A 14344-nucleotide genomic window follows, 5' to 3' on the forward strand; every position below is an offset into this window, starting at 1 on the left:
TCCTTTACATTGTTGTTTATCTGAAAATGAGATGTTTTTATGAGTAATGAATTAGCGGTTAATGCTTACTTTGATGGCAAGGTAAAATCCATTGCCTTGGAAAATGCGGAAGGTGTGTCTACTGTTGGTGTGATGCAAATTGGTGAATATGAGTTTGGTACCAGTCAGCGTGAGTATATGACAGTGGTATCCGGTAGTTTAAAGGTTAAGCTGCCAGGCGAGTCTGAGTGGCAAGCTTTTGGTAAAAATCAAACCTTTATTGTGGAAGCCAATCAGAGCTTTGCTGTTCAGGTGGCAGAAGTCACCGCCTATCATTGCCGTTATGAGTAAATGGTCGTTATGAACAAATAGTTGTTAAGGAGACATCCTTAACGATGAGAAGATAATAAAAAAGCTGATTCTATATAGAATCAGCTTTTTTTGTTCAATCTTGATTTGCTTGCAGGTGTCAGTTGCCTGCCACCACGTTGATCATCAGCATGACGCGATCACCAGGTTGAACGTATTTTTGGCTGCTCACTTTGGGATTCCAATTTTGGATATCTCTTACGGATACTTTGAATTTATTGGCGACTTTTGCCAAAGAATCCCCCGAACGGATGGTGTAAACCACTTTTTTGATCACGCTACGCTGTGATGTCTTTGACTTTTTGGGTTCTAGCCAAACGACCAGCTTTTTACCTGGCATTAAAGGATCACCCAATCCCATGCCATTCCAGCGCGCCAGTGTTTTACTTGTGGTGCCGTATTTACGAGCAATTTGCCACAAGCTGTCACCAGGGCTTACGGTGTAATTCACTTTGATCTTGTTACGGTTTGGCGCTCGAGATTGTTTGGCTAACAATCTTTGGTGAGAGCTTAGGGTGTAACTGTCTATATCATTACCAGCCACGGGGATCATAAGCTCCTGACCCACGCGAATTAATGAAGAGGAAATCTTGTTCACACTTTGCAGGACTTTTACCGTGGTATTGTGCTGCTTCGCCACTAGTAATAGATTGTCGCCTGCTTTCACTGTGTAGCGAACCCAAGTGACTCTTTGCTTGTTGGGAATTTCCGCCAGCTTAGTGCGGAATTTTTTCGCCTTGCTAACGGGAATCAACAAACGGTGTGGGCCATCTGGAGAGGTTGCCCATTGGTTAAAGCCAGGGTTAAGCAGGTAAACTTCATCTATGCTAATGTCTGCCATTTCAGCGGCTTGCGCTAAATCCAACTGCCCACCAATGTTGACCACATCAAAGTAGGGCTTGTTTGGAATAAAATAGGTTTCGTAATTGTATTTTTCTGGGTTCTTGATGATTTTCGCTAATGCAATCAGCTTGGGCACGTAAGCACGAGTTTCACGAGGTAAATCCAGTGACCAGAAGTCTGTCGGCTTGCCTGCACGCTTGTTTTTACGAATGGCGCGCATCACGGTGCCTTCGCCCGAATTGTAAGAGGCCAGAGCATGCAACCAGTTGCCATCAAACATTTTGTGTAATCGGGTCAGATAAGCAATTGCCGCTTGTGTGGAGCCTAGGATGTCGCGACGACCATCGTACCACCAAGTTTGATCTAGACCATATATACGCCCCGTGGAGGGGATAAATTGCCAAGGACCTGAGGCGCGACCATGACTGTAGCCAAAAGGATCAAAGCCACTTTCGACAATCGGCAATAATGCTATTTCGGTTGGGATGCCGGCTTTTTCCAGCTCTTCCACTATGTAGAAAAGATAACGCTCGCCGCGTTTTGAGACTCGATCCAGATAACCTGGGTGTGAGCTATACCATCTCAGTTGAGAAGATAAACGTGGACGATCAATATCAAGATTTAATTGGTAACCAGCGCGAATGCGATCCCAGATATCTTCTGGGGGAGTCGGTTCAGCTTCAACGACTGCTGTGGTTTCGACTTCTTCAACGTCAACAATGTCGGCGTCATCAAGTTCAGCGATTTGTTCTGTTGTTGCATCCTCTGCGTCCACAGGTGGAACCGTATCTATTATGCCAATGTGTTCAGGATCAGCGTCAACAACTTGAACTTCTTCTAGGGCATCAATTGCCTCACTAGAAGTGTTGGTTGGCTCGACCTTTGACACTGTTTGACACGCACTTAGGAGTAGGCTTGTTAGACAAACCCATAAAAATTTATTTGTCATGAAGGGTCACAAAATTGAGTAAAGTTTGGACATTTTATCTAGCTGAATATTCAGGTCAACTAAAACTGTCTTTGGCGCGCCTTACTTGTCCAAAGGCATCACTAGGAAGATCGGCTATTGTTTCGCTAAGTTGCTGAGCAGCTTGGCTTTTTACGGATTCGATTTGAGAGCGTAAAAATGGGTTGGTTTTTTTCTCTAAGGCCAAATTGCTGGGTAAGGTTTCCTGGTCTTGTTGACGTAATGTTTGGCAGGTTAGATTGGCTTCCAAGAGACTTTCATTTTGTGGCTCAAGAGACAAGGCAAAACGATAATTGGCTAGGGTGTATTCGTGGGTACAATATATGAGTGTGTCGTCTGGTAGTTCGGCAATTTTATTCATGGCCGCTAACATTTGTGTGGCGGTGCCTTCCATTATACGACCACAACCACCACGGAACAAAGTATCGCCACTGAATAGAATCGGCTCTGGCTGATTGCTGAAATAACATAAATGATCCAGTGTGTGTCCAGGGGTTTCTAGCACACGAAACTGGCGATTGAATATGGTAACCTGATCATCTTCTTTGAGTGGTTGTGTGATTAAATGGGTGAGATGCGCTGGACCATAAACGGGACATTTAAAGCTATCTTTTAGTTCTGCTACTCCGCCCGTATGATCTTTGTGGTGATGGGTGATGATGATTCCGGCCAGAGTTTGGTTGTTTTTCTGACAATACTGTAAAACGACTTTGGCATCCCCCGGGTCAACGGCCCAAATTTGCGAGGTATCATTATCGCGCAATATCCAGATATAATTGTCCTGAAAGGCGGGAAGTGGAAAAATCGTCATAGGCTTTCTACTTTTATGTCAGAAGTCGAGGTAAATCATGGCGAAACAAACAGCTTCTGCCGTCATGATGCTGTTAAGAGATTTCATTGTATGTTGGATGATCAATCAAGACAATTTTTTCAAAACTGGTATCAAAGCCAGCTTGGCAAAGATGTTTTGCAACAAGAATTAGAACAGATTGATGCCGAGTTAGACCTTGCTATTGGTTATTATTTGGTGTGCCAATCGCCGCTAAAAAACTTTGATATCAAACACGACAGATTGCGTGAAAGTATCTTGGTTGCCCCGGTTCTAGACTTGGGTGCGGCAGACAATACTGTGGTTGCTAGAGCAGCGGAGTTACCTTTTGAGTCGGATGGTGTTGATGTGCATGTGTTTCATCACACCTTAGATGTCTCTACTTCTCCCCATGATGATTTGCGCGAGGCCGCTCGTACCTTGTTACCCAGTGGTAAACTGGTGATTGTGGGTTTTAACCCTTGGAGTTGGTGGGGCTTGCGGCGATTATTTTCGAAACGTAAAAAAGCGCCTTGGTGTGGTCGTTTTATCAGTCATCAAAGATTGGAAGACTGGTTAAAAGTCGCTGGATTGACCTTAGAAAATAAGCGTAGCCTGTATTTTCAAGCACCAGTGCAAAATCCAAAATGGCGAGGGAGACTCGGTTTTTTAAGTGCTGTCTTTGCCAAACTAAAATTGCCTTTTGGCGCGGTGTATGTATTGACCGCTACCAAACAGGTGAAGCGACATATTCCTTTAAAGCCTCGTTGGTCGAGAGCTCGGGTTCGAGTTCCTCCACTTACTAAGCCCACAGCGAAAGAGATGAAAGAGTGAAACAAGTAGTAATTTATACTGATGGTGCCTGTAAAGGAAACCCTGGCATTGGTGGCTGGGGAGCCTGGCTTACCTTTGGTGAGCATGAAAAACGTTTATGTGGCGGAGAACGAGAAACCACGAATAACCGTATGGAATTAATGGGGGCCATTGAAGGATTGGGGGCCTTAAAGGAGCCTTGTGAGGTGACACTTTATACGGATTCTTCGTACGTGCAAAAAGGCATTACTCAATGGTTGGCTGGCTGGAAAAAGAAAAACTGGCAAACGGCCTCAAAGCAGCCCGTAAAAAACAAAGATCTTTGGCAAGCACTGGATCAAGCTTGCTTAAAACATAAGGTGACATGGAAGTGGGTTAAGGGCCATGCAGGTATTGAAGGCAATGAAATTGCTGACCAATTAGCCAATCAGGGGATTGAACAGCTGAGGATGACATCATGAGACAAATTGTTCTTGATACCGAAACCACAGGCATTGATCCTAAACAGGGCCATCGTCTTATTGAGATTGGTTGTGTGGAAATGATGGGCCGCAAGCTCACCAAAAAACATTTCCATGTGTATATTAATCCTGATCGTGAAGTGGAAGAAGAAGCTTATCGGGTGCACGGTATTAGTGATGAGTTCTTGGCGGATAAGCCGAGATTCCACCAGGTTGCACAGGAATTTTTTGATTTTATTAAAGGCGCTGAATTGATCATTCATAATGCTCCTTTTGATATTGGCTTCATTGATCATGAATTTGCTTTGCTTGGTGCGGGCTTTCCGAAAGTGGCTGAGGTTTGCCAGATCTTTGACAGTTTGGTTTATGCACGGAAAAAACATCCGGGTCAGAAAAACAATCTGGATGCTTTGTGTAAGCGTTATGGCATAGACAACTCCCATCGAGAACTGCACGGCGCCTTACTTGATTCGGAGATACTGGCAGACGTTTATCTGTTAATGACAGGTGGTCAGACCAGTCTGGGGTTGGCAACTTCTGCGGATTCTCAAGGAGAAGAAGGAGACGTGGAAGCCATTCGTCGCTTATCAGCAGATCGTCCGGCATTGAAGGTATTGCGTGCGAATGATACTGAGCTGCAAGCCCATGAAGAAAGATTGGACCTGATTGAAAAAAAAGCGGGTCAGGCGTTGTGGCGAGTCAATCAATAGCCCTGTGATGAAATAAAAAATGCCCGCTTACCTAAGGCCTAAGGTAAGCGGGCATTTTTGTTTTTGCTGGTGTCAGATCAGACTAGAGCAAGTAGCTTACGCAGAGACCGCCCACTAGACTTAGGACAATGGTGTAGGGCAGTGCCATCCAAACCATTTTGCCGTAGGAAAGACGCAATAATGGTGCGATTGCTGAAGTCAGCAAGAATAGGAAAGCGGCTTGTCCGTTTGGCGTGGCAACACTGGGTAAATTGGTTCCTGTGTTAATGGCAACAGCCAAGGTGTTGAAGTGCTCACGACTAATTAATCCGCTGTCTAAAGCATCCTTCACTTCGCCAATGTAAACGGTTGCAACAAACACGTTATCACTGATGGCCGACAGTAATCCGTTGGCAACAAAGAACATGATAGGTTGTGTTTCGCTTGGAAGGTTCAGTACCACGTCAATGATAGGTTGGAACAAATGCTGCTCATGTATCACGGATACTATGGTAAAGAAGACCACCAAAAGTGCAGTGAAAGGCAGAGCTTCCTTAAAAGCATTACCAATTTGATGCTCTTCTGTAATTCCGTTAAACGCGGTTAATAACACTATGATCATTAGGCCAACGAGACCGACTTCGGCAATGTGAAAAGCCAGAGATAAAATCAAAATGATGGCAACTATGCCTTGGATGGTGAGTTGAGCTTTATGACGAGGTGTGCTTTTTTTAGATTCTTCTTTTTCAAAGTTTTTCAGAATATTGCGTACGTTCTCTGGTAGATGGGCACCATAGTCAAACCACTTGGTTTTTTCTAATACCACCACTGTGAGTAAGCCACAGGCCAGAACAGGCATGGAAATAGGTGCGACACGCATAAAAAACTCTAAAAAATCCCAGCCAGCGGTTTTAGCGATAAGTAGGTTTTGTGGCTCACCTACTAGGGTAGACACTCCTCCTAATGCCGTACCTATTGCACCGTGCATCAATAAACTACGCAAAAAAGAGCGGAATTCCGCTAGATCTTTTTGATTCACGGGTAACACTTTGTCGTCGCTATTGGGGTTGTGTTTGCCACTATTGGTTTGGTCTGAAGCGACCTTATGGTAGACAGAGTAAAAACCGACGCTGACGCTGATCAATACCGCTGTCACGGTTAAAGCATCGAGGAAAGCGGACATGACAGCAGCCGCGAAACTGAATACCAAAGAAATAATGACTTTTGAGCGAATTTTTACCAAGAGTTTATTAAAAATGAACAATAGCATGCCTTGCATGAAATAAATGCCGGCCACCATAAACATCAATAACAAGATGACATCAAAGTTTTTAATGACTTCGTGATACACACCATCACTGTTGGTCAAGCCGAGTAATACGGCTTCTAAAGCAATCAGACCACCCGGTTGTAATGGATAACATTTTAATGCCATAGCCAGGGTGAAGATAAATTCTATGATGAGCAACCAGCCTGTGATGAAAGGCCCTAATGTCACCACAGCAATGGGATTAAGAATTAAAAAGGCGATCACCATTTGTTTGTACCAAAGAGGCGAACTGCCTAGGAAATTATTACCCAGTGCATGGGAAATAGAGGTTTTCATTAAGAGCTCCTTAAACGTAACTTGTGTGCAAGTTTTTTGCTTATTTTTAGATGCGCTGAATAATAAGGGATAAACAAGTTGGTATCTACGGTGATAATGCATAAAAAGCATTGTTATTTGCGTTTGATGCCCCATTATTACAAAGACTTATCGTTTATAGAGGAAGATAACGTTGGAATTTCTAACTGACTATGCGGGTTTTTTATTAAAGTTGGTGAGTGTTGCCTTAGTCATTGGCGTGCTATTGGCGGTTGTGGCAAGTGGCAAGCGTAAGACACAGCCGGGCAGTTTGTCCGTCACTAAGTTGAATGAAAACTACGATTCCATGAAAGAAGAACTGGATCGTAAGTTGTTAGACAAAAAGGCCTTAAAAAATCAATTAAAGGAAAAAAAGAAGCAGGCTAAGCTGGAAAAGAAAAGTCATAAAAAAGACAGCAAAGAAGAACCAGCAGCTGAGAAAAAACGTCTTTACGTGTTGAACTTTGATGGTGATATTAAGGCATCTGCCGTATCGGCCATGCGTGAAGAAATTACCGCCGTATTAAGCGTAGCAACACCACAAGACGAAGTGGTGGTGCGTTTGGAAAGTGGCGGCGGCATGGTGCACAGCTATGGTTTGGCCGCGTCACAATTACAGCGTATTCGAGAAGCGGGTATTCCTTTAACCATTTGTGTAGACAAGGTGGCAGCCAGTGGCGGTTACATGATGGCTTGTGTAGCGGATAAAATCATTGCCGCTCCGTTTGCCATTTTGGGTTCAATTGGTGTGGTGGCGCAGGTGCCTAATCTTCATCGATTATTGGATAAAAGCTTGATTGATGTGGAACTGCACACGGCGGGTAAATATAAGCGTACCTTGACCATGTTGGGGAAAAATACCGATGAAGGCCGTGAAAAGTTTAAGCAAGATTTAGAAGATACACATGGCTTGTTCAAGCGTTTTGTTTCTGAACAAAGACCTCAGTTGGCCATTGAAGAGATAGCGACTGGTGATACTTGGTATGGCAGCGAAGCATTGGAGAATCAGTTGGTTGATGCGGTAATGACCAGTGATGCTTATTTGGTGTCCCATTACAAAGATGCAGAAGTGGTGCAAATTGAATACAAACAACCAAAAAGTATGGCGGAGCGTTTAGGGTTTTCCGTGTTATCTGCTATTGAGCAAAAAGCCGTGACTTGGCTAGGGAAATTGACTCAAACACGTGGTTATTGAGTTTGGCGTTAAGTTCGCTTAATGGATAAATAAAATAGGGCGCTCAAGTTTATCTTGAGACGCCCTTTTTTATTATTGATTGATGATGGGTGTAATTTTTAACGGCGCAATAATGGCTTGCGGCGTATCCAGTTTGTTGGTGCTGTTTAGCTCATCAAAGTTAAGGCTTTGTCCCGTTTCCAGTTCGTTGGTGCTGTTTAGCTCATCAAAGTTAAGGCTTTGTCCCGTTTCTGGGGAAATGGTTTGTAGCGTAATTTTTTCCACCGCTTCTTCAAGGTTCAATGGCTGAAAAAACAAGAGCGTACCTATGGTTGGATGGTCTAGATAGTTTAGTTTTTTGCTGGCGGTTTTATTATGCATGTTGAGCTTCAACACCAATGCAGGCTCAAAGGCTTTTAAGTCTTGGTGCTCCGTCGTGTTGTCTGCTGCACTAGAGAAAAATGATGGACTTGTTGTGTCTGTGGCAAAAAAACTCTTGTCTGGTTGCGTAAAACTGTCGAACAAGAAGTGCTCGTAATGAATGTCGGACTCCAAGTAACGACCAAGTTTGATTTGAATATCGGCTGTTAATTCAGGATAGCCATCTTTGACTTCCTCACTGTAAAAAGTTTTTTCAATCACATCACCAGGACGTTTAAATATCAAGGTCCATTGCTGGTTCGATAAGATGCGAACTTGTTTGCCCAGTTTCTCTGCAATATTGGCAAAAGGTTCCGCTAAGCCTTCTGGTGCAATCTTGGTCAACTCTAATTCATCTTGATTGACTTGTTCATCGTCAATTTGCTCGTCAGGGGTGGCATCAGTGAAACGCAGCAAGCCTTCCGTGGTTAGGATATTTTTGTAATCAATTTGTTCGCTGGTTTTGTCTTCAGGCCAGATGAAGGTCACTAGATAAGCTTCATAGGCTCTTGCCGTATCTGGATCGATGGGTTCATCAAGAGCGTAGCTACGACCGCTGATGGAAAGCAAGGCTAACAGGATTAGGGTTAATTTTTTCAATGTAATAATTCCAACGTTTTGGTGGTCTGTTGGAAGCGGTCTTCAGCACTGATCATTGGCACTAAGAATTTCAAAGTGTCTGAGCCAGCCAGTTTGTAGTGATCTGGCTTTTTCTGAATCAGGCTGATCAGCTTCATAGGATCAACAGGCGTTTTACTATTGAAGAAGATTTTACCTTCTTTTGCGTTCGCTTCAATTTTATTAATGCCAAGCTGTTCAGCTTTGAGTTTAATTTCGGTTTGTCTAAACAGATTTTTCGTAGCATCAGGCAATAAACCAAAGCGGTCAATCATTTCAACTTGCAGATCTTTAAGTTCTTCGCTGCTGCTGGCGCTGGCAATGCGTTTGTATAAAATGAGACGCGAATGCACATCGCCAAGGTAGTCTTCAGGAATCAGCGCTGGAACGCGCAAATTAATATCGGTTTGTGCCGGTGTGGCAATGTCGACATCCGGTGACTCACCATTTTTTAAGGATTTTACTGCTCTATCTAACATTTCCATGAAAAGTGAGAAGCCAACATGTTCAATGTGGCCGCTTTGACCCTCACCCAGTAATTCTCCTGTACCACGGATTTCTAAATCATGGGTAGCAAGGGTAAAGCCAGCACCAAGGGTATCGGCCAAACTGATGGCTTCAAGGCGTTTTTCGGCATCGGATGTGATGTTACGATCGTTTGGTGTTAACAAATAAGCGTAAGCTTGGTGATGAGAGCGGCCAACCCGGCCTCGTAATTGATGTAATTGAGCTAAACCAAATTTATCGGCTCTTTCAATGATGATGGTGTTAGCGTTAGGAATATCGATACCCGTCTCGATAATAGTAGAGCAGACGAGCACATTGGCGCGTTTATGGTAAAAGTCTGACATGACTTGTTCCAGTTCACGCTCACGCATTTGACCATGGCCGACAATAACGCGGGCTTCTGGAATTAAGGTTTCTAATTCTTCTGCTGTTTTTTGAATGGTTTGTACTTCGTTGTGCAGATAATAGACTTGGCCACCCCGATGTAGCTCGCGCAAAATAGCTTCTTTGATTTGATGCTCGTCTTTTTGCTTAACAAAGGTTTTCACCGATAAACGTTTTGCGGGTGGTGTGGCAATAATGGACAAGTCGCGAATGCCAGATAAAGACATATTGAGCGTTCTTGGGATCGGCGTAGCGGTAAGGGTCAAAATGTCGACTTCGGAGCGCAAGGCTTTAAATTGCTCTTTTTGTTTGACGCCGAACCTGTGCTCTTCATCGATAATGACCAGCCCTAAATTGGCAAATTTAATATCACCTTGAATGAGTTTGTGGGTGCCAACCACTATGTCGGCTTTGCCCGATTCGAGGCGATCAATTGCGACTGTGGTTTGTTTGCCTGAGCGAAAGCGGGATAATAATTCCACTTCAACTGGCCAATCAGCAAATCGATCACAGAAATTTTCGAAATGCTGTTGGGCAAGTAGCGTCGTTGGCACTAAAACCGCGACTTGCTTGCCATCTTGCACCGCTAGGAAAGCCGCGCGCATGGCTACTTCGGTTTTGCCAAAGCCAACATCACCACACACTAAGCGATCCATGGTTTTTTTAGCGGCCATATCCTGAATGACGGCGTCGATGGCCATTTGTTGGTCTGGGGTTTCCTCAAACGGGAAACCGGCTGCAAAGACTTCATACTGGTCGTCGGGTTTAGCAAAGTTATGACCTACTTTGGCTTCACGCTTAGCATAAATTTCCAACAGCTCTGCCGCTGTGTCACGGGCTTTTTCAGCGGCTTTTTGTTTGGCTATGCTCCATTTGTCGGTACCGAGCTTGTGCAGTGGGGCGGTTTCTTCATCGGCTCCAGTGTAGCGTGAGATAAGTTGCAACGAAGAAACAGGCACGTAAAGCTTAGCGTCATTGGCGTAGCCTAATGTCAGCAATTCGGTCTCTTGACCATCGATTTCCAGATTGGTCAGACCTAAATAACGTCCTACCCCATGATCAATGTGCACCACAGGTGCGTTAAGGCGCAGTTCAGTAAGGTTGCGAATAATGGCATCTTCACTGATGTTTTGTTGTCTGTTGCGGCGTCTATGTTGTGACACACGCTCGCCCAGAATGTCACTTTCTGGAATCAGAGTAATGTCATCTTGGATGGTAAAGCCACGACCAATTAATCCTTCGGTAATCGCTAAAGTGTGGGATGAATTGGTAAAGTCCGCCCAATCTTTAACCTGCTTGGGCTGGATGTTGTGCTTTTTCAGCAATTCTAATAAAGCTTCGCGACGTCCTGCGGATTCGGCCAAAATTAAAACACGATGATGAGTCTGATCAAGGAAGCTAGACAGTTTTGTCAATGGGGATTCGGCTTTGGAGTCTATTTTGACGTCCACTGGTCCCTTATAAAGAGGGTGCTCGCCTTCGGCCGAAAAAATAACATTGGTAAATTGATTGAGTTCGGCGAATAACTCTTCTTCTGTTAAACAGATTTCCTCTGGTTTGAGAATGGGGCGTTCAATGTTGTAGCTCAACGATTCGTAACGGCTGCGGTAATCTAATTGAACACTTGCCAATTGTTCATTAAATACATGATTGCGAATGATTAGAGTGTCTTCACTTAAATAGTGAAATAGGTGTGAAGTTTGATCAAAAAACAAGGGTAAGTAGTATTCGATGCCGGCTGGCATGATGCCACTGGAAATGTCCTGATAGATAGGGCTGGATAAAGGATCCGTTTCAAAGCGCTCTCGAAAGGCTTGGCGAAAGCGTTGGATGCTTTGGCTGGTAGTAGGAAATTCTTTCGCTGGCAACATGTTTACTTCAGAGACTTTGCTGATGCTGCGCTGGGTTTCTGGGTCAAACCAGCGAATGGAGTCAATTTCGTCATCGAACCAATCAATACGAATGGGCTGACGTGCCCCTGTTGGATAGATGTCCATCAGGGCGCCGCGAACAGCAAATTCCCCATGTTCATGAACATTGTCTACATTTAAATAGCCTGCTTTGCTTAATTTATCGGCCAAATTTTGTAAGGCGAGTTGTTGACCTTCTTTAAGATGAAAACGTTCGCTGTCCAAATGTTGCTGTGGGCATAAGCGCGTTAGACAGGAAGCCACTGTGGTCAAGATAATAAGCTGCTGACTTTCGGTGATTTTAGCGAGTGTTTCAAGGCGCTGAGAAATAATGTCTTGATGAGGTGAAAAGCCATCGTATGGTAGGGTTTCCCAATCGCTAAAACGTAACACCTGTTGTTGTTCTGGTTTGAGGAAGTGAATTTCGTCTTCCAGCTCATTCAGTTCAGCAACGGTATTAACGATATAAAGAATGGGCTTAGTGTATTGTGAAGAAAGCGCCAGTAATTGCAGAGCTTTACGGCTGCCGTCCAAGCCTTCGAGATGATTTTTAAAGCCGGGCTTGAATGTTATGGACGTGTCTTGTGTCATCTTGATTTTATTGATCTCGTGTCGCGGATAGGGTTAAGGAGACGGAGTCGGCAAAGCGTAATGCGTGAGGTTTGGCAACATTGACTTTGGCAAAGGTAACGCCGGGTGCCATGCAAATTTCCAGCAGTTCTGCCGTCAGTTTTTCAAGCAATAAAAAGCGGTTGTTCTCAGTGTGAGCAATCATTTTCTTGCAAATGGTGCGGTAATTGACGGCATTGTCGACGTCATCCGTATTATAAGCTTGGTCGGCTGGGTAGTGGATCCAAGCATTAATGACCACATCTTGTTTGTTGGCTTTTTCTGAATCATTGAATCCAATAAAAGTGCGTAGGCGTAAGTTTTCAATATGAATCTGAGCATCAGGTTTGATCATAGTCTTTGCTTCCGTGTTAGGTTGGCCCACTTAAAAAAGGGGATATTGTGGCGTTTTCGTTCTGCTATATCAACACAAGGTAAGTGTATCCGCCTCGAGTTTGTTTATTCAGTAACGGGCAATGGCAATGCATATACTGAACAAATAGCATTTTTGGATTGCTCTGGGTTATTTCTAAAATAAAGCAAAATAGTATTTTGTCGTGATTAATCGACAAATGCCCATTTTTTCTGTACGGAATTTAAACGAATAGGGAAAAACTCGTAGTTTTCGATCAAACTTGCTGCTTAAAGGCGGTTTGATACGCTGGTCAATGCCGACAATGATCATTATAATACGTCGGTTTTTAGGTGAAGTGAGTGTGTGTTTTTTAGTCTATCTTTACAATAGCTAAGCGCTTTTACATGTTTTCCCGGAGGGGGGTAGGAGCATGACGCATAACGCTTTTGTGTTCAATTTATTGTTGGGCAGAACATATGTATAAAATTACAAAAGGCCTTGATCTTCCGATCTCAGGTGCTCCCAAGCAAGTGATTGAGAGTACTCTGGCAGCGAAAAAAGTTGCTTTGATCGGTCCTGACTACCATGGTATGAAACCGACCATGTTGGTTAAGGAAGGAGATAAGGTAAAGAAAGGGCAAGTTATCTTTACGGATAAAAAAACGGAAGGTGTAAAGTATACTGCCCCAGCCTCTGGTACGATTGCTGCGGTTAACCGTGGTGAGCGTCGTGTATTCCAATCTATCGTGATTGACGTAGAAGGTGACGAATCCGAAACCTTTGCGGCTTACTCAGGATCAGAGTTGAAATCCCTAGAGCGTAGTAAAGTTGTTGAGAATCTTGTTGAATCAGGATTGTGGACAGCATTGCGAACTCGTCCTTTCTCGAAAGTTCCTGGCATTGATACTGTGCCAAACTCCATTTTTGTGACGGCAATGGATACCAATCCGTTGGCGGCGGATCCTGAAGTTGTTTTGGCGGATCAAGCAGAAGCCTTTGCTGATGGTTTGACGGTTTTAACGCGTCTTACAGAAGGCAAGGTGTTTGTATGTAAAGCCCCTGGTGCGAAAGTACCAACCACCTCTGATGTCGTTGTAGAAGAGTTTGCCGGTGTGCATCCGGCGGGTCTTGCTGGTACGCACATTCATTTCCTTGACCCAGTGAGTGATAAGAAAACAGTTTGGTCTATCAACTATCAAGACGTCATTGCCATTGGTAAATTGTTTGTTACTGGTGAGCTAAATCTAGAGCGTGTTGTGTCACTGGCAGGACCTCAAGTAAATAATCCTCGTTTGATTCGTACCCAGTTGGGTGCCAGCCTTGAGGAATTGGTTGCAGGTGAACTGGTCGACGATGAGAACCGTATAGTATCTGGTTCTGTTTTGTCTGGTCGCAAGGCTTTCGGTCCTTTCGCTTTCTTAGGTCGTTACCATAGTCAAGTCTCTGTGTTGCGTGAAGGTCGTGAGCGTCAAATGATGCATTACCTCCGTGCTGGTGTAGAGAAACACTCATTAATGAACGTGTTTATCTCTAAACTGACAGGTAAAAAGTCGTTTGATATGTCGACTACGACAAATGGTAGTGATCGTACTATGTTGCCACTTGGTAACTTTGAGCGCTTAATCCCTATGGACATTTTGCCAACTCAATTGCTGCGCGCTTTGGTGGTGAATGACACAGAGCAGGCTCAAAAGCTGGGTGCGCTTGAGTTAGATGATGAAGATTTGGCGTTATGTACTTACAGTTGTTCTGGTAAGTTCGAGTACGGCCCAATTCTTCGTGATTGCCTAACTCTAATAGAGAAAGAGGGTTAA

Annotated in this window: 12 protein-coding genes; 6 read left to right on the plus strand and 6 right to left on the minus strand. The window is 44.1% G+C overall.

The features are described 5' to 3' along the window. The first annotated feature begins 39 nt into the window (after positions 1 to 39). Entirely contained in the window at positions 40 to 330 is a 291-nt protein-coding gene (locus tag ABXS85_RS00195) for a pyrimidine/purine nucleoside phosphorylase (protein WP_353668034.1), read from the plus strand. A gap of 118 nt (positions 331 to 448) precedes the next feature. Here the strand turns inward: ABXS85_RS00195 and ABXS85_RS00200 are convergent, their stop codons facing one another. Both ABXS85_RS00200 and gloB read right to left on the minus strand, forming a co-directional pair. After that, the gene (locus ABXS85_RS00200; RefSeq protein ID WP_353668035.1) at positions 449 to 2080 is read right to left on the minus strand and encodes a LysM peptidoglycan-binding domain-containing protein; all 1632 of its coding nucleotides are present in this window, start codon (positions 2078 to 2080) and stop codon (positions 449 to 451) included. Between the two features lie 115 nt (positions 2081 to 2195). Beyond that, positions 2196 to 2969, minus strand: a complete 774-nt coding sequence (gloB, locus tag ABXS85_RS00205) for a hydroxyacylglutathione hydrolase (RefSeq protein ID WP_353668036.1) — start codon at positions 2967 to 2969, stop codon at positions 2196 to 2198. 90 nt (positions 2970 to 3059) lie between these two features. On the opposite strand from gloB, the gene ABXS85_RS00210 reads away from it, so the two are divergent. The 3 genes from ABXS85_RS00210 to dnaQ are packed head-to-tail and all read left to right on the plus strand — an operon-like array spanning position 3060 to position 4950. Then, positions 3060 to 3800 (plus strand): methyltransferase domain-containing protein, encoded by a 741-nt coding sequence (locus ABXS85_RS00210; protein WP_353668037.1) that lies wholly within the window; start codon positions 3060 to 3062, stop codon positions 3798 to 3800. Further along, positions 3797 to 4240: a ribonuclease HI gene (rnhA, locus tag ABXS85_RS00215; RefSeq protein WP_353668038.1), complete on the plus strand. Its 444-nt coding sequence runs from the start codon at positions 3797 to 3799 to the stop codon at positions 4238 to 4240. Before ABXS85_RS00210 ends, rnhA begins: the two co-directional genes overlap by 4 nt. Then, complete coding sequence (gene dnaQ, locus ABXS85_RS00220; protein WP_353668039.1) at positions 4237 to 4950, plus strand: DNA polymerase III subunit epsilon; 714 nt, start codon at positions 4237 to 4239, stop codon at positions 4948 to 4950. The genes rnhA and dnaQ overlap by 4 nt, the downstream gene beginning before the upstream one ends. An 82-nt stretch (positions 4951 to 5032) precedes the next feature. On the opposite strand, the gene nhaB is transcribed toward dnaQ, so the two are convergent. Next, the gene (gene nhaB / locus ABXS85_RS00225; protein WP_353668040.1) at positions 5033 to 6535 is read right to left on the minus strand and encodes a sodium/proton antiporter NhaB; all 1503 of its coding nucleotides are present in this window, start codon (positions 6533 to 6535) and stop codon (positions 5033 to 5035) included. 172 nt (positions 6536 to 6707) lie between these two features. Between nhaB and sohB the strand changes: the two genes are divergently transcribed. Further along, positions 6708 to 7748 carry a protease SohB gene (gene sohB, locus ABXS85_RS00230; RefSeq protein ID WP_353668041.1) on the plus strand — a complete coding sequence of 347 codons (1041 nt, stop codon included), beginning with the start codon at positions 6708 to 6710 and terminating at the stop codon, positions 7746 to 7748. Between the two features lie 72 nt (positions 7749 to 7820). Here the strand turns inward: sohB and ABXS85_RS00235 are convergent, their stop codons facing one another. From ABXS85_RS00235 to folX, 3 genes are read right to left on the minus strand one after another with little or no spacing between them, the layout of a single operon-like run. Then, the gene (locus tag ABXS85_RS00235; RefSeq protein ID WP_353668042.1) at positions 7821 to 8747 is read right to left on the minus strand and encodes a hypothetical protein; all 927 of its coding nucleotides are present in this window, start codon (positions 8745 to 8747) and stop codon (positions 7821 to 7823) included. Next, positions 8744 to 12157, minus strand: a complete 3414-nt coding sequence (gene mfd, locus ABXS85_RS00240) for a transcription-repair coupling factor (RefSeq protein ID WP_353668043.1) — start codon at positions 12155 to 12157, stop codon at positions 8744 to 8746. Before mfd ends, ABXS85_RS00235 begins: the two co-directional genes overlap by 4 nt. Before the next feature lie 7 nt (positions 12158 to 12164). After that, positions 12165 to 12530 (minus strand): dihydroneopterin triphosphate 2'-epimerase, encoded by a 366-nt coding sequence (gene folX, locus ABXS85_RS00245; protein WP_353668044.1) that lies wholly within the window; start codon positions 12528 to 12530, stop codon positions 12165 to 12167. Between the two features lie 476 nt (positions 12531 to 13006). Between folX and ABXS85_RS00250 the strand changes: the two genes are divergently transcribed. Further along, positions 13007 to 14344: a Na(+)-translocating NADH-quinone reductase subunit A gene (locus tag ABXS85_RS00250; RefSeq protein ID WP_353668045.1), complete on the plus strand. Its 1338-nt coding sequence runs from the start codon at positions 13007 to 13009 to the stop codon at positions 14342 to 14344.

Origin of the sequence: Marinomonas sp. THO17, assembly GCF_040436405.1 — a bacterium.
In the GTDB taxonomy this organism is placed as follows: domain Bacteria; phylum Pseudomonadota; class Gammaproteobacteria; order Pseudomonadales; family Marinomonadaceae; genus Marinomonas.